The organism is Klebsiella pneumoniae subsp. pneumoniae HS11286 (genome assembly GCF_000240185.1).
In the GTDB taxonomy this organism is placed as follows: domain Bacteria; phylum Pseudomonadota; class Gammaproteobacteria; order Enterobacterales; family Enterobacteriaceae; genus Klebsiella; species Klebsiella pneumoniae.
Genome location: NC_016845.1, coordinates 4,406,047 through 4,420,048, shown reverse-complemented (window position 1 = coordinate 4,420,048; position 14,002 = coordinate 4,406,047). Strand labels below are relative to the sequence as shown.

Genomic DNA, 14,002 nt, shown 5'->3' with positions numbered 1-14,002 from the left:
TCCCGGATGACGGCGTAAACGCCTTATCCGGGCTACGCAATGGCGCAGAACCGTAGGCCTGTGCAAGCGTAGCGCCGCCAGGCATTAATGACAGGCACAGGGCTGCGCCTGGCCTGGAGAATAGTTAGCTTACCCGCGCAGACGCGCAACAAAGTCGGTCAGCGCCTGGCGGGCGTCCCGATTTTCCGCTTCCAGCACCATCCACGGGCTGAACGCCCACGGCGTGGCGGCCAGCGCGCTTAACATGGTTGCCAGGTCAACCCACTGATAGTCCATGACTTCATCGTCGTTAGGCTGCACTTCGCTTACCACGCGCGCGGCATATACCGGGCACACTTCGTTCTCAACGATACCGTTTGGGGCGACCGCCCGGTAGCGGAAGGCCGGGTGAACCGGCGCGATATCAGAGATCTCCACACCGAGTTCGAAGCGACAGCGGCGCGTGACGGCCTGCTCGAAGGTCTCGCCCTGCTGGGGGTGTCCGCAGACCGAGTTGGTCCATACCCCGGGCCAGGCTTTTTTGCCCAACGAACGGCGAGTGACCAGTAACTGACCCTGCTGGTTAAACAGCCAGCAGGAAAACGCGAGATGTAAAGGGGTATCAAACGTATGGGCGGCATACTTCTCCAGCATACCGGCAGGCTGATCCTGCTCATCCAGCAAAATGACGTGTTCCCCGGCCATGACGACTCCTGAAAATAAAAAATGACCCGGCACAAACCCGCCGGGTCATGTACTCAGGCCACTAGGGTAGCCCATAAATGGGAGAAAGGCATTACCAAAACAAGCCCTGGAGGCAGCTCTGTGAACGGCAACGCGCAATAGTGAGGAGAGGCCGCCGCGCCGCGTGGCGCAAATATGAATTTCTGCCTGCCGCAGACCGCGCGCTAGGGACGGGGGATAATGGTTTCGCCATCAGGGATGACGCCCTGCGCCGCGGACTGGTATGATATTCGCCCTGATTGCGAGGTAAGTGGTTGTGTTAAGTGCAGGATGCCTGATGATGAAACGCTTTTATATGACACTGATGCTGGCGGCAAGCCTGGTGCTGGCCGGCTGCTCCAGCACCTCCGATTCCGGTGGCACCTACACCGTTAAACGCGGCGATACCCTGTACGGCATCTCCCGCACCACCGGCACCAGCGTTCGCGATCTGGCCCGCCTGAATAACATCTCCCCGCCTTACACCATTGAGGTGGGGCAGAAGCTGAAGCTTAACGGCAGCAGTTCAACGAAGACAACGAAGAAAAAATCTTCCTCTACGCGCACCGCGGCGGTCACGCCTTCGTCCGCGGTACCTCAGTCCTCCTGGCCGCCGGTGGGACAGCGCTGCTGGCGCTGGCCGACCAGCGGCAAAGTGGTCCTGCCTTATTCCACCGCCGATGGCGGCAATAAAGGCATTGATATCGCCGGAACCCGCGGCCAGCCGGTGTATGCCGCCGGGGCGGGCAAGGTGGTCTACGTCGGCAATCAGCTGCGCGGCTATGGCAACCTGATCATGATTAAGCACAGCGAGGATTACATCACCGCCTATGCCCACAACGATAAGCTAATGGTGAATAATGGCCAGAGCGTGAAGGCCGGCCAGCAAATTGCCACCATGGGCAGTACGGATGCCGACTCAGTGCGGCTGCATTTCCAGATCCGCTACCGGGCGACAGCCATCGATCCGCTGCGTTACCTGCCGCCGCAGGGAAGTAAACCTAAGTGCTAAAAGGTTATTTTATCGCCAGTCAGCATCCGGCAGGCTTGTCACAGGGTGCGTAAGGGCTATAATGCTTCTCGCACCTCTTCGCGGGCGTAGTTCAATGGTAGAACGAGAGCTTCCCAAGCTCTATACGAGGGTTCGATTCCCTTCGCCCGCTCCAAATTCAAGTCTCCTGAAGTCTACCCAACTCAATTTTCCCTTGATAAATCAGCGATTATAGCATTCTGTTAGTCTATTGAACTCCGGCAGAGGACTCCACTTTGGTTGCGGGATCGGCGTTTTGCGCTGCTGGCGCTGGAGTCGTAGCGTTTAGTGATATTTCCGCGCTTATCCTGTTTCCGCAGGATGAGTGATTTTACGCAACCGGCTCGCGCTGACGACGACCGATACCGCAGAGGCCGCGGCGGCGCTCCACAGCGCAACATGAATTGACCTTTCATCTGCTGCCAGCAGAACGGCTACGGCGGCGGCTCCCAGGCACTGCCCGAAAGTGCGCATAATGGATAAAACACCGGACGCATAACTCGCGTGCTCACGAATAACGTTTGAGAGCATTTCCCGGTTATTGGGACTCTGAAAGCAGCCAAACCCTATTCCGCATACCAGACTTCGCAGGCAGATATCCCACATTGAAGGTCTGGCGGGTAACGTCGCCAGCAGGATCAAACCGACGACAAATATCACCAGCCCCAGGGTGGATATCGCCGGGGCTGATATCGTGTCCGCCCAACGGCCTGCATGCGGCGCAATCAGCACGATCCCTAATGGCCACGGCGTAAACAGCAGGGCAGACACTACCGGACTGTAGCCGTATTCGCTCTGAAACAGGAAGGGTAGCGCAATAAAGGTGATCCCCTGGCTGACAAAAGCAACCATCGACGTGAAGGCCGCGAGGGTAAAACGTTCATTTTTAAACATGCTCGGCGGCAGTAAGGGATGACCCGTGCGGCGGATTTGCCAGATAAAAGCCATGCCGCTCAGCGCAGCGAGAGCCATCCAGCAAAGGCTGCCGAATTGAGAAGTAGCGTTCTGTAGGCTGTTCGCCGCCATGATCGTCGAACCCAACAGCAGCGCCGACAATATGGCGCCCACGGTGTCGAAGGGCGCCTGCATACGGATCGCATCCCGCGGCAGCGCTCTGACCGCCAGCAGTAAGGCGAGGGTGCCGGGAAGAATGTTTATCGCAAACAGCCATTGCCAGCTAAGAGTGTGAAGGATCGTACCGCCCAATACCGGGCCGATAGCGGAGCTCGAGGCAATGAGCAGGGCATGGAACCCCAGAATGCGGCCAAGTAAGCGTCCGGGAAATACGGACCTGAGTATTGCGGGGGCAATACTCAGCGTCGCCGCGCCGCCGATCCCCTGAAGTACGCGCATACCGATAAGCACTTCGGGCTTATTCGCCAGCGCACAACCCAGTGATGTCAGGGTAAAGGTCGTCAGGCCCGCCAGAAATACGGGGCGATAACCCAGACGGGCCGCAAGCGCCGCGAATATCGCCAGCGTCATCGCAGCCGCCAGCAGATACCCGTTGGCGAACCAGACGGCAATACTGGCAGGTACCTGCATCTCCTGAGCCATGGAGGGCAGGGCAATGTTGATCATGGTGCCATCAAACACGCCCATTAAGGTGGTGGTCATTATTGCGGCCATCACCCGTGCGCGCGCCGGGCCAGGCAGTCCTTCGTCGCCGGGTTGACTGGAAAAGAGCGTCATCATTTGTCCTCTGAGAAGAGTGTATGGATGACAAAACTATAAAGATGGCTTTTACCAGGCGGAAGGCGCACTATTTTCACTTTATTGTTGCATCAAACGCCTTATCTTAATGTGCTGGGAGGAAGGGTAATGTCTGATCCCGATTTTAATTTGCTGGTAGCTCTCGACGTATTGCTGAGTGAAGCGAGTGTCGCAGGTGCGGCTCGTCGTCTGAACCTCAGCACTTCGGCCATGAGCCGGACATTAAGCAGGTTACGCGATGTCACAGGAGACCCGATCCTGGTACGCGCCGGGCGTAACATGGTACTGACCCCGTGGGCCGAAGCGACCCGGGATCGCGCCAGGCGTGCAGTGCACGATGCCAGGGCGGTATTACAGCCCTCAACTGAAACGTTCAGCGCGCAAAATCTGGCGCGTCTTTTTACCATCAGGGCAAACGATGGTTTTGTGGTGGCGTTTGGGCCTGCGCTTATAGCAGCGGTTGCCGACGCAGCGCCGGACGTCTGTATACGCTTCGCGCCTAAGCCGGAAAAAACGTCGCGCTATCTTCGGGAAGGGCTGGTTGATCTGGAGATTGGCGTTCAGAGTAATATGGGGCCAGAAATACGGCTGCAACGACTGTTTGAGGATCGGTTTGTTGGCGTCGTCCGTAAAGGGCACCCGCTGGCTAAGCAGGCTGAAATAGGCGTGAGTGATTATGTCGCCTGGGGCCATGTGGTAGCGTCACCCGAGGGCGCGTTGCACGGATCCGTTGACGATGCGCTGGCCGAACTGGGGACAAAACGTAAAATTGCAAGCGTCGTACCGGGATTTCCGACAGCACTTTCCGTGGCGCTGGAATCGGATCTTATCGCCATGATACCCGCACTCTATTTACTCAATCAGCAGGTAACGGACCAGGTACACCTTTTCGAGCTGCCGTTCAAAAGCCGTCGTATTACGGTATCGCAGATGTGGCACCCAAGAATGGAACGCGACCCCGGTCACCGCTGGCTGAGAGAGCAAATTCTTGCGATATGCGGTGTGGCCCGGTCAGTCATGACTAAGGAGCCTGTATAGCGATTGCTATAACATCAATTTATATTAAATGTATAATTCAATTCATTGATATTTAATATAAAATACATCAATCGAAGTAGCGGTGTAGTAGCTAAATTGAGATGTCCATCTCTGGACCAAATAGACATGTCCGCGCTACCGTCTCGCCACAGCGATCGCTGCTTTCAAAGGATGAGACTCATGACGGCATACGGAACGGCAATTTTCTCAATGAGCGATGTGAACAGACTCACGATCGAAGTCTCCATACTTCGATAGACCGTTTATGTTCTTTCCGCGAGACCTAATCGAAAGCCCTCGTGGTACCTTTAAATTAACAATTAACGATAAATAAAGGACAGCTTCCCTGTCCTTTATTCTTTTTTATTCAGTTTTGCTCTCGCGCGATCGTAATACCTCACCGACCACCGGGGCGGCGGTAAACGCATTTGGCCATCCCGCGTAGAACGCCGCCTGGGCGACTACTTCTCCGGCCTCTTCAGCCGAAAGCCCATTATCCATAGCTCTGTTTAGGTGGTAGCCAATCTGCGCGCTCTGTCCGGCGGCGATTAACGCGCTGACCGTCACCAGACTTCTGTCGCGGGGCGTAAGCGCGGGCCGTTGCCAGAGGTCGAGAAACAGCGGGTCGGCGGTAAATTTAACCAGGCCAGGCGAAATGGGGCCGACATTTTTTTCCACGGTGTCTGCACGCTGTTTCTCTACCTGTTCATTGAGTGGCAGCAGCGTTGGCGAGGCGGCGGGCAGGGCCTCTGCCGTCACGCCCCTGGCTTCAAAGATGGTTTTAGCGACGCTGACGGCTGACATCGCATTGGGCCAGCCAGCGTAGAAGGCGAGGTGAGTAATGATCTCTGACACTTCCGCTGGCGTCACGCCGCTATCGAGCGCAACGGCAATATAGTGCTTCAGCTCGCCTGGCTGGTTGCGGGCAATCAGCATCGCTACGGTCACGATGCTACGGTCGCGGGCGGACAGGGCGTCACGTTGCCAGAGGTCGTTGCTGATGGCCTCGCGGCCGAAGCGCGCCAGCGCCGGGGAGACCGCTTGAATATCAGCGTCCGCAAGGGTGGAAGGGGTAATTTTCATCATAGCTTCATCTCTTTGTTCGTGGGCATAAGTAAAATCAGACAGCACAAGCGACAAGGCTGCCGCGGCAATCACGTTTTTCATGTTTTATTCTCCCTGCTGAACAGGACAGAGGGTTACCGCGTCCACACCTGATGATGGTCTTTGGCTTGCGGCGTGTTTTGCGCCATCACGCCTGTGAGAACGTGCGGCTGGTAGGCTTCTTCCAGATAACGGATGTCTTCCGGGCTCAGTTGAAGGGCTACAGCGTTGACCGCGCCGTCAACATGATGCTTTTGCGTGGCGCCGATCACCGGGGCGGTGACTTTAGTCAGCAGCCAGGCCAGCGAAATTTCGGTCATGGAGACCTGATGCCGTTCGGCAAGTTCGGCGACGCGGGCAATAATGATCCGGTCCTGCTCTGCCGTGCCGTCGTATTTGCCCCGGGCATAATCATCTTCCACCGCTCGCCGCGTGTGGCCTTCTAAGCGGGAGAGACGGCCGCTGGCCAGCGCGCTATAGGGAGTCATGGCGATACCCTCTTCCGCGCACAGCCCGAACAGCTCTCGTTCATCTTCACGCATAATCAGGTTGTAGTGGCTCTGCACAGAAACAAAGGATGTCAGCCCTTCGCGTTCGGCAAGGGCGTTCACCTTCGCCAACTGCCAGGCATAGCAATTGGAAATGCCAATCGCGCGCACCTTGCCGGCGGTCACTGCGGTGTGCAGCGCCTCCAGCACGTCGATAACCGGGGTGTTGTAATCCCAGATGTGGTAGATGTAGAGGTCGATGTAGTCCATCCCGAGGTTTCGCAGACTCTGGTCAAGCGAGCGGGCTATCGCCTGTTTTCCGCTGATCCCCTCGGCAATCTGGGCAGCGGTTCGTGGCAGAAACTTGGTGGCCAGCACCACCTCCTCGCGTTTTGCCATCTCCCGCAGCGCCCGGCCAACGTACCGTTCGCTGGAGCCGTTCTGATAGGCGATGGCGGTATCGTAAAAATTGATGCCCTGTTCCAGAGCGTGGCGGATGATGTCCCGGCTGGCTGTTTCGTCCAGCGTCCAGCGATGCTGACCCGTTGACGGATCGCCAAACCCCATACATCCCATGCAGATACGGGAGACCAGTAAGTCACTCTTCCCGAGCCGGGTATACTGCATCGTTATTTTCTCCCTTTGGGTTATTCCACCAGAGTTTTAAGCTGCGCGATCAGTCTGGCCGCGTGTTCCCGGGCAAGCGTTTTTTGCTGAGCGATTTTGTAGGCATCCCGGTCGGCGTAGCTAATACCGCAGGTATAAACCGGCGCCAGCAGCTCAAGATTGCACAGCCTGGCCGTGGTCTCGAAGGGAAGGAGATACTCCTCAATGGCATGGCCAAAGAAACCGTCAGCGGTATAGAGCGCCTGTGGCGCTCCCGTGGTGAAGGAGAGGATCAGCTTTTTACCACCCAGTTTCGCCGTTGAGCCATGGGCGAAGCCGTGGACAAATACCTCGTCCAGCCACTGTTTCATTAACCCGGGCAGCCCATACCAGCTAAAGGGAAACTGCCAGACAATCACATCCGCCTGCAGCAGGCTTTCCTGCTCAGCGGCGATGTTGAATTTGCCGTCCGGATAGAGCCAGTCCAGACGACGGATTTCCGCATCAGGCAGGGCGGTCGCCAGCTCATCGAGGATGGTGGCGTTGGCGATGGAATGGTTAAGATCCGGATGCCCGGAAACGACAAGAATATGAGCCATTCCCAACGTTACTCCTGATGTTTAAATTCAGCAGAGAAGAGATTTTCCCAGCTAATAAACGAGCCGAGTGGAATACACTCGAAGGTTAATAGACCCGCTTTTGCCAGCGGAAATTCGGCCATGACATTATTCGCCTCTTCCACGGTGTCGCACTCGAGGAAAATAGCGACGCCGGGTCGATCCTGACGGAAATAGATGTCGCGAATAAAGCCTGACTTGTACAGTCCCCAGGCGTGCAGGGCTTCTGCGGTAAGGTGCGGCGCATAGTGTTCCAGCGTCGCGCCGGGGGCAGGGATATCCAGACATAAAATTCGCATAGTTGTCTCCGGAAAGTCGTTATCAGCGGGAAGAGACAAAAGTATACGAGCCGCAGGGGGGGAAGATTAGGCGGTCATTGACTTAAGAATATTTAGCCTGTACTTAATAATCAGGCGAGGGTGTCTTAAGGAGATGCTATGAATAACGCGCTTTATAATCAGATACGCATCTTTCAGAGCATTGCGCGCGAGGGCAATATCTCGGCCGCCGCGCGCAAGCTCGAAATCACGCCGCCGTCGGTCAGCAATGCGCTCAGGCTGCTGGAGGAGCATATTGGCCACCCCCTTTTTGTGCGCACTACCCGGCGTATCGAGCTGACGGAAACCGGGCAACAGCTGCTGGAGCAGACCGCCGCGGCGGTGGAGACACTGGAAAAGTCGCTGGAAATCATCCGCGACCAGAATCAGGAGCCCTCCGGGGCAGTGAGAATAACCCTCTCGCGCTTTGCCTACCTGCTTATTCTCAAACCGGCGATGGCGGCATTTTGTCAGCAATATCCGGGGATCCAGCTGGAAATATCGGTCTATGACGGTACCGTCAATATTATTGAAGAACGTTTCGACCTTGGGATCCGCTTTGGCGATATTCTCGAAGGCGGCGTGGTCGCCCGCCCGTTAATGAAGCCGTTTCGTGAAGGGCTATACGCCTCCTCTGCCTATCTTGCCGAATATGGCGTGCCCGCGATGCCTGCCGATCTCCATCATCACCGGCTGATTGGCTATCGCTTTATTACCAACAACCGCATCCTGCCGCTGATCCTCAATGACCACGGCGAGCAGCTCACCGTCGAGATGCCCGGACAGTTAATCAGCAATGATATTGACGTCATGGCCGACGGTATTCGCCACGGACTGGGGATTGGCCGTTTATTTGAACCAATCCTGCAATTACAGCCCGATCGTGAGCAGTTTATTCCCGTGATGGAGGACTACTGGAAAACCTATCCGCCGGTTTATCTCTATTACCCAAAAAACGCGGGCAGAACGAAAAGGGTGAAAGCCCTGATTGATTTCCTGATAATGCATGCCGCGGATGATGCAGAGAAAGTCGGGTCTTCCCGCTAGCGTTCAGCTCAGATCGTGCAGCGCTTTGTCCAGCGGCGGGGAAAGCTGAATATCCTGAAACGCAACCGCCAGTCCGCCACGCTCCGGTGAGCAGCACATGACGCCCGCTTTCACCGGGCCTGGCGGAAAGTAGCCGAGCCGCAGCAGCGGCCAGCGCTCGCCGTCGGTTGAATACTGCAGCCTTAACGCGTCGCCCTTGCGGGTCAGCCGCAGCCAGAAGGTGCGCGGGTCGCCGGGGAAAAGCCCGGTGGCCCAGTCGGAGTGGGTTAGCGTCAGTACGCTGCCGATGGCCGGGGCATCGTCATTGAATTCAATTCCCGCCTTCAGCCAGGTCTGCTCGTCGGCCATCATCATCAGCCCGGCCTGGTCGTAAAGCGTGGTGAAATCCGCACAGATTTTTGCCTGCAGGGTAAAATCGCCCGCCACTTCTGCGGCATAGAGATGGCCAGAGAAGCGCTCGAAGCCATACCAGGTATGGCGCCAGAAGTCGGTATGCTTATTAGTGACCACCGTCAGGCCGTCGGAATCGCGGCGCCACTCGGCAGGTTCATTGATCCAGTGAAAGTACGGCTGCATTTTTCCTCCGGGATATGCTTTCAGACAGGGTTATAACAGCGACTGCAGCGCGGGTGACGCCATGCTGGCCTCAAAGGGAATAATCTCTGTACGGGCGAGACCCAGCTGCTGGAAGGGATCCTGGCTCAGACGCGCTTGCAGAGTTTCCCGGCTATCGCATTTTGCCAGAATGACGCCGCCGGTGCGGGGAATACGGCGGCCGGAGGCGAGAAAGAGGCCGTCGGCATAGCCTTTTTTGAGCCATTCGATGTGGGCGGGGATCGCACGGTCAACCTCTTCGAGCGGTTTTATATACGTTAAAACAACCACATAAATCGTACTCATCCTGAAAGCCCTGGCAATCCAATGGGATCTCCAGCCTGACATATTTCGATGATGGATAAAAGAAAACGCGGCATTTTTCCGTGCTATTTAGCAGGGATGGCGGGGCGCAACATCCCGGATGCTCATCGCAGACGTGAATTAATATATATGTTTTTGCGCATGTATATTGATCTTTCTTTGTGGCCCCGTATGCTGTCCGTCACGCTTGAGGAGAAATCATGTCTTTATTGCCCCTGCAACTGTTCAAAAACCTCGCCGATGAAACTCGGCTGGGGATCGTATTGCTGCTCAAGGCGCGTGGAGAGCTGTGCGTGTGCGATCTCTGTACGGCGCTCGCCCAGTCCCAGCCCAAGATCTCCCGCCATCTGGCGATGCTCCGTGAGAGCGGATTGCTGCTGGATCGTAAACAGGGTAAGTGGGTCCATTACCGCCTCTCTCCGCAGATGCCGGCCTGGGCGGCGCAGGTGATTGAGCAGGCCTGGCTCAGTCAGCAGGAGGATGTGCGGCTGATGATCAGCAGACTGGCTGGCGGGCCGGGTTGCCGGTAAAAAATTTATCTTAACATATATGATTTTTCGAATGTGATTGGCGGAGGAACGATGTTGCTGGCAGGTACGATTTTTATCCTGACCCTGGTGCTGGTGATCTGGCAGCCGCGGGGGTTAGGGATCGGCTGGAGCGCGGCATTTGGCGCGGCGCTGGCGCTGGCCACCGGTGGCGTACAGGTAGCCGATATCCCGGTGGTATGGCATATCGTCTGGAATGCGACCGCCACCTTTATCGCCGTTATCATTATCAGCCTGCTGCTTGATGAGTCTGGCTTTTTCGAATGGGCCGCGCTGCACGTTTCCCGCTGGGGAAGAGGCCGGGGTCGTCTGCTGTTTACCTGGATTATCCTGCTCGGCGCGGCTGTGGCGGCGCTGTTTGCCAACGATGGGGCGGCGCTGATCCTCACGCCAATCGTGATTGCCATGCTGCGAGCGCTGGGGTTCAGCAAGGGAACGATGCTGGCCTTTGTCATGGCCGCCGGATTTATTGCCGATACCGCCAGCCTGCCGCTGGTGGTGTCGAATCTGGTGAATATCGTTTCGGCAGATTTCTTTGCCATCGGCTTCAGGGAGTACGCTTCGGTGATGGTGCCGGTCGATCTCGCGGCGATCCTCACCACCCTGGCGATGCTGCACCTGTTCTTTCGCAAGGATATCCCGCCGGCCTGGGATATGGCGTTACTAAAAGCGCCGGCCACGGCGATAAAAGATCCAGCGACGTTCCGCACCGGCTGGGGCGTGCTGCTGCTGTTGCTGGCTGGCTTTTTCGTCCTTGAACCGCTGGGGATCCCGGTCAGCGCCATCGCGGCGCTCGGCGCCGGGATCCTGTTTGCTGTCGCGAAGCGCGGGCGGGTAATTAACACCGGCAAGGTGCTGCGCGGCGCCCCGTGGCAGATAGTGATCTTCTCGCTGGGAATGTATCTGGTGGTGTATGGTCTGCGAAACGCCGGGTTAACGGATTATCTGACCACGGTGCTGAACATGCTGGCGGAGCGCGGCCTCTGGGCCGCGACGCTGGGCACCGGTATCCTGTCGGCCTTCCTCTCTTCAATAATGAATAATATGCCCAGCGTACTGGTCGGCGCCCTGTCGATTGATGGCAGCACGGCAACAGGGACGATCAAAGAGGCCATGATTTATGCCAACGTCATCGGCTGCGATCTGGGGCCCAAGATCACGCCAATTGGTAGCCTGGCCACGCTGCTGTGGCTGCATGTGCTGGCGCAGAAGCACATCACCATCGGTTGGGGGTATTATTTCCGCTGCGGCATCACCATGACCCTGCCGGTGCTGCTTGTGACGCTGGCCGCGCTGGCGCTGCGTCTCTCCTTCAACCAGCCATGAGAACGTACTATGAGCATCACCATTTACCATAACCCTGACTGCGGCACCTCGCGTAATACGCTGGCGCTGATCCGTAACAGCGGCGCCGAGCCCACCGTTATCTATTATCTGGAGACGCCGCCGTCGGGTGATGAGCTGCGCCAGCTGCTCGCCGCGATGGGGATCCCGGTGCGCGCGCTGCTGCGGAAAAACGTCGAACCCTACGACGCGCTGGGCCTGGCGGAAGACCGGTTTACTGACGACCAGATAATCGACTTTATGCTTCAGCATCCGATCCTGATTAACCGTCCGATCGTAACGACGCCGCAGGGCACCCGACTCTGCCGCCCGTCAGAGGTGGTGCTGGAGATCCTGACGGCGCCACAAAAAGGCGCATTCGTGAAGGAGGACGGTGAGCCAGTCATTGATGCCGCAGGGCAGCGTGTGAAATAGCGCGCAGAATGGCGCCGGCTGTAGCAGCCGGCATGCCGTGTTAAACCTGCTGTATGGTAGGCTCTCCAGGTATGTAGCGCCTGGATTGCTGACAATATTCTCGCTTAGCGCTATTTCTCCACTATCCAGTCTGTTTCCCTTACTTTTCCTGCCGTTATACACCGCCTCTGCGCCGGTGGTTTATGTCTCTCGATAAATTATTAACTGTTTGTTTTTAATGGGTAAAATTTCGTTTTGTGCGTAATGATATAAAGTCAACGTCGTTTGCATTATTGCGAACATTAAATCTGTAAAACTAGATGTTTGTCGACTTTTCATCTAAAAAGGGAAGGTAAGGGGCTGGACAAAACCATTGCGTGGTTATCAAATGGTTAAAAATGCTCGTGTTTGATGTTAATGCAAACAAATTATAAATCGTCAGCCTGCTTTATACGGTTAACTTGCGCTGCGGCGCACCTTACCTGGAGAATTTATGCATTCCTCTGTTAATAAAAACGAAAGCCGTACCTTTTTCGGCCATCCTTATCCGCTGGGCTCCCTGTTCTTCACTGAAATGTGGGAGCGCTTCTCGTTTTACGGCATCCGTCCTTTACTGATCCTGTTTATGGCGGCGACAGTGTACGACGGCGGCATGGGCCTGGCGCGAGAGAACGCCTCGGCGATCGTTGGGATTTTTGCCGGCAGTATGTATCTGGCCGCGCTGCCTGGCGGCTGGCTGGCGGATAACTGGCTTGGCCAACAACGCGCCGTCTGGTACGGCTCTATCCTGATCGCCCTGGGGCACCTGTCGATCGCTCTGTCAGCATGGCTGGGCAACGATCTGTTCTTTATCGGTCTGATGTTTATCGTCCTGGGTTCCGGGTTGTTTAAAACCTGTATCTCGGTGATGGTCGGCACCCTGTATAAAAAGGGCGACGCGCGCCGCGACGGTGGTTTTTCGCTGTTTTACATGGGGATCAACATCGGCTCGTTTATCGCGCCATTGATCTCTGGCTGGCTTATCAAATCGCATGGCTGGCACTGGGGCTTCGGCATCGGGGGGATCGGGATGCTGGTGGCGCTGATCATTTTCCGTGTCTTTGCCGTACCGTCGATGAAGCGCTATGACGCGGAGGTTGGCCTCGATTCCACCTGGAACAGCCCGGTGGCGAAAAAGAATGGCGTTGGAGCGTGGCTGCTGGCGCTGGCTCTGGGAGTGGCGGTGCTGGTCACGCTTATCAGCCTGGGCACGATCGTGATTAACCCGGTGGCGGTGGCCAGCGTGCTGGTCTATGTAATTGCCGCCTCCGTGGCGCTCTATTTCATCTGGCTGTTCGTCTTCGCCGGACTCAACCGTAAAGAGCGGGCGCGCCTGCTGGTATGCTTTATTTTGCTGGTCTCGGCGGCCTTTTTCTGGTCCGCGTTTGAACAGAAACCGACCTCCTTCAACCTGTTTGCTAACGACTATACCAACCGGATGATCGGCGATTTTGAGATCCCCGCGGTCTGGTTCCAGTCGATTAACGCCTTGTTTATCATTCTCCTCGCGCCGGTATTCAGCTGGGCGTGGCCTGCGCTGGCGCGTAAAAACGTTCGTCCGGGCAGTATGACCAAATTCGTGATTGGCATCCTGTGCGCAGCGGCGGGCTTTGGCCTGATGATGCTGGCGGCGCAGAACGTTCTGAGCAACGGCGGGGCCGGTGTGTCGCCGCTGTGGCTGGTGGGCAGCATCCTGATGCTGACGCTCGGTGAACTGTGCCTCAGCCCGATTGGGCTGGCGACCATGACTCTGCTGGCGCCGGAGAGAATGCGCGGCCAGATGATGGGGCTGTGGTTTTGCGCCAGCGCGCTGGGTAACCTGGCGGCGGGCCTGATCGGCGGTCATGTGAAGGCCGATCAGCTGTCGTTGCTGCCGGACCTCTTCGCCCGCTGCTCCATCGCATTGCTGATCTGCGCCGCCGTGCTGGCCGTGCTGATTGTCCCGGTCCGCCGGATGCTGGAGAACAGTCGGTCCAGCGCCGCGCAAAAATCCCTCAGCAACGCCTGACGCGATCCTCAGGCCGGCCCTACGGGGCCGGCTTGTTTTTTGTCCAATCCCCGCCCCAGCAGAACAAAATCCCCTTTTCACAATGCGCGA

The 14,002-nt window shown here is 56.8% G+C and carries 16 protein-coding genes and 1 tRNA gene; 9 read left to right on the top strand and 8 right to left on the bottom strand.

Annotation, left to right across the window (positions count from 1 at the left end):
* Positions 1-129 precede the first annotated feature (129 nt).
* A complete protein-coding gene (locus tag KPHS_43850) occupies positions 130-684 on the bottom strand; it encodes an isopentenyl-diphosphate delta-isomerase (RefSeq protein YP_005228685.1) in 555 nt (184 codons plus the stop codon).
* A gap of 140 nt (positions 685-824) precedes the next feature.
* Between KPHS_43850 and KPHS_43840 the strand changes: the two genes are divergently transcribed.
* The 3 genes from KPHS_43840 to KPHS_t00610 all read left to right on the top strand — a co-directional run bounded on the left by KPHS_43840 (position 825) and on the right by KPHS_t00610 (position 1,868).
* A complete protein-coding gene (locus KPHS_43840) occupies positions 825-950 on the top strand; it encodes a hypothetical protein (RefSeq protein YP_005228684.1) in 126 nt (41 codons plus the stop codon).
* Between the two features lie 50 nt (positions 951-1,000).
* On the top strand, positions 1,001-1,714 hold the full coding sequence (locus KPHS_43830; RefSeq protein ID YP_005228683.1) for a putative lipoprotein: 714 nt from the start codon (positions 1,001-1,003) through the stop codon (positions 1,712-1,714).
* A gap of 80 nt (positions 1,715-1,794) precedes the next feature.
* Positions 1,795-1,868 (top strand) — tRNA-Gly (locus KPHS_t00610).
* 167 nt (positions 1,869-2,035) lie between these two features.
* Here the strand turns inward: KPHS_t00610 and KPHS_43820 are convergent.
* Positions 2,036-3,424 (bottom strand): putative transport protein, encoded by a 1,389-nt coding sequence (locus tag KPHS_43820; RefSeq protein YP_005228682.1) that lies wholly within the window; start codon positions 3,422-3,424, stop codon positions 2,036-2,038.
* Between the two features lie 129 nt (positions 3,425-3,553).
* Here KPHS_43820 and KPHS_43810 point away from each other — a divergent pair, with 129 nt between their 5' ends.
* Positions 3,554-4,483, top strand: coding sequence for a putative LysR family regulatory protein (locus tag KPHS_43810; RefSeq protein YP_005228681.1), 930 nt, complete (start codon positions 3,554-3,556; stop codon positions 4,481-4,483).
* Between the two features lie 363 nt (positions 4,484-4,846).
* Here the strand turns inward: KPHS_43810 and KPHS_43800 are convergent, their stop codons facing one another.
* The 4 genes from KPHS_43800 to KPHS_43770 are packed head-to-tail and all read right to left on the bottom strand — an operon-like array spanning position 4,847 to position 7,597.
* Entirely contained in the window at positions 4,847-5,650 is an 804-nt protein-coding gene (locus KPHS_43800; protein ID YP_005228680.1) for a putative carboxymuconolactone decarboxylase, read from the bottom strand.
* A 32-nt stretch (positions 5,651-5,682) separates the two neighbouring features.
* Entirely contained in the window at positions 5,683-6,702 is a 1,020-nt protein-coding gene (locus tag KPHS_43790; protein YP_005228679.1) for a putative NAD(P)H-dependent xylose reductase, read from the bottom strand.
* Between the two features lie 20 nt (positions 6,703-6,722).
* On the bottom strand, positions 6,723-7,280 hold the full coding sequence (locus KPHS_43780) for a putative NAD(P)H oxidoreductase (protein YP_005228678.1): 558 nt from the start codon (positions 7,278-7,280) through the stop codon (positions 6,723-6,725).
* An 8-nt stretch (positions 7,281-7,288) separates the two neighbouring features.
* Positions 7,289-7,597, bottom strand: coding sequence for a putative superoxide dismutase, iron (locus KPHS_43770; protein YP_005228677.1), 309 nt, complete (start codon positions 7,595-7,597; stop codon positions 7,289-7,291).
* A gap of 138 nt (positions 7,598-7,735) precedes the next feature.
* Here KPHS_43770 and KPHS_43760 point away from each other — a divergent pair, with 138 nt between their 5' ends.
* Positions 7,736-8,662: a LysR family transcriptional regulator protein gene (locus tag KPHS_43760; protein YP_005228676.1), complete on the top strand. Its 927-nt coding sequence runs from the start codon at positions 7,736-7,738 to the stop codon at positions 8,660-8,662.
* Between the two features lie 3 nt (positions 8,663-8,665).
* On the opposite strand, the gene KPHS_43750 is transcribed toward KPHS_43760, so the two are convergent.
* Together KPHS_43750 and KPHS_43740 are read right to left on the bottom strand one after the other, a co-directional pair.
* Positions 8,666-9,238: a DUF1349 domain-containing protein gene (locus KPHS_43750; RefSeq protein YP_005228675.1), complete on the bottom strand. Its 573-nt coding sequence runs from the start codon at positions 9,236-9,238 to the stop codon at positions 8,666-8,668.
* 30 nt (positions 9,239-9,268) lie between these two features.
* Complete coding sequence (locus KPHS_43740) at positions 9,269-9,562, bottom strand: hypothetical protein (RefSeq protein YP_005228674.1); 294 nt, start codon at positions 9,560-9,562, stop codon at positions 9,269-9,271.
* A 218-nt stretch (positions 9,563-9,780) separates the two neighbouring features.
* Here KPHS_43740 and KPHS_43730 point away from each other — a divergent pair, with 218 nt between their 5' ends.
* The 4 genes from KPHS_43730 (at position 9,781) to KPHS_43700 (ending at position 13,912) form a co-directional block, all read left to right on the top strand.
* Positions 9,781-10,110, top strand: a complete 330-nt coding sequence (locus KPHS_43730) for an arsenical resistance transcriptional repressor (protein YP_005228673.1) — start codon at positions 9,781-9,783, stop codon at positions 10,108-10,110.
* A gap of 51 nt (positions 10,111-10,161) precedes the next feature.
* A complete protein-coding gene (locus KPHS_43720) occupies positions 10,162-11,454 on the top strand; it encodes an Ars family arsenical pump (protein YP_005228672.1) in 1,293 nt (430 codons plus the stop codon).
* A 9-nt stretch (positions 11,455-11,463) separates the two neighbouring features.
* Positions 11,464-11,886 (top strand): arsenate reductase, encoded by a 423-nt coding sequence (locus KPHS_43710; protein YP_005228671.1) that lies wholly within the window; start codon positions 11,464-11,466, stop codon positions 11,884-11,886.
* A 472-nt stretch (positions 11,887-12,358) separates the two neighbouring features.
* A complete protein-coding gene (locus tag KPHS_43700) occupies positions 12,359-13,912 on the top strand; it encodes a di-/tripeptide transporter (protein YP_005228670.1) in 1,554 nt (517 codons plus the stop codon).
* Positions 13,913-14,002 lie beyond the last annotated feature (90 nt).

What these genes read in the sequence shown, in the direction of transcription:
- KPHS_43750 (YP_005228675.1), bottom strand. Translation starts at nt 9,238, where the DNA reads ATGCAGCCGTACTTTCACTGGATCAATGAACCTGCCGAGTGGCGCCGC.
- KPHS_43820 (YP_005228682.1), bottom strand. Translation starts at nt 3,424, where the DNA reads ATGACGCTCTTTTCCAGTCAACCCGGCGACGAAGGACTGCCTGGCCCG.
- KPHS_43780 (YP_005228678.1), bottom strand. Translation starts at nt 7,280, where the DNA reads ATGGCTCATATTCTTGTCGTTTCCGGGCATCCGGATCTTAACCATTCC.
- KPHS_43710 (YP_005228671.1), top strand. Translation starts at nt 11,464, where the DNA reads ATGAGCATCACCATTTACCATAACCCTGACTGCGGCACCTCGCGTAAT.
- KPHS_43770 (YP_005228677.1), bottom strand. Translation starts at nt 7,597, where the DNA reads ATGCGAATTTTATGTCTGGATATCCCTGCCCCCGGCGCGACGCTGGAA.
- KPHS_43720 (YP_005228672.1), top strand. Translation starts at nt 10,162, where the DNA reads ATGTTGCTGGCAGGTACGATTTTTATCCTGACCCTGGTGCTGGTGATC.
- KPHS_43700 (YP_005228670.1), top strand. Translation starts at nt 12,359, where the DNA reads ATGCATTCCTCTGTTAATAAAAACGAAAGCCGTACCTTTTTCGGCCAT.
- KPHS_43760 (YP_005228676.1), top strand. Translation starts at nt 7,736, where the DNA reads ATGAATAACGCGCTTTATAATCAGATACGCATCTTTCAGAGCATTGCG.
- KPHS_43730 (YP_005228673.1), top strand. Translation starts at nt 9,781, where the DNA reads ATGTCTTTATTGCCCCTGCAACTGTTCAAAAACCTCGCCGATGAAACT.
- KPHS_43790 (YP_005228679.1), bottom strand. Translation starts at nt 6,702, where the DNA reads ATGCAGTATACCCGGCTCGGGAAGAGTGACTTACTGGTCTCCCGTATC.
- KPHS_43830 (YP_005228683.1), top strand. Translation starts at nt 1,001, where the DNA reads ATGATGAAACGCTTTTATATGACACTGATGCTGGCGGCAAGCCTGGTG.
- KPHS_43800 (YP_005228680.1), bottom strand. Translation starts at nt 5,650, where the DNA reads ATGAAAAACGTGATTGCCGCGGCAGCCTTGTCGCTTGTGCTGTCTGAT.
- KPHS_43810 (YP_005228681.1), top strand. Translation starts at nt 3,554, where the DNA reads ATGTCTGATCCCGATTTTAATTTGCTGGTAGCTCTCGACGTATTGCTG.
- KPHS_43850 (YP_005228685.1), bottom strand. Translation starts at nt 684, where the DNA reads ATGGCCGGGGAACACGTCATTTTGCTGGATGAGCAGGATCAGCCTGCC.
- KPHS_43740 (YP_005228674.1), bottom strand. Translation starts at nt 9,562, where the DNA reads ATGAGTACGATTTATGTGGTTGTTTTAACGTATATAAAACCGCTCGAA.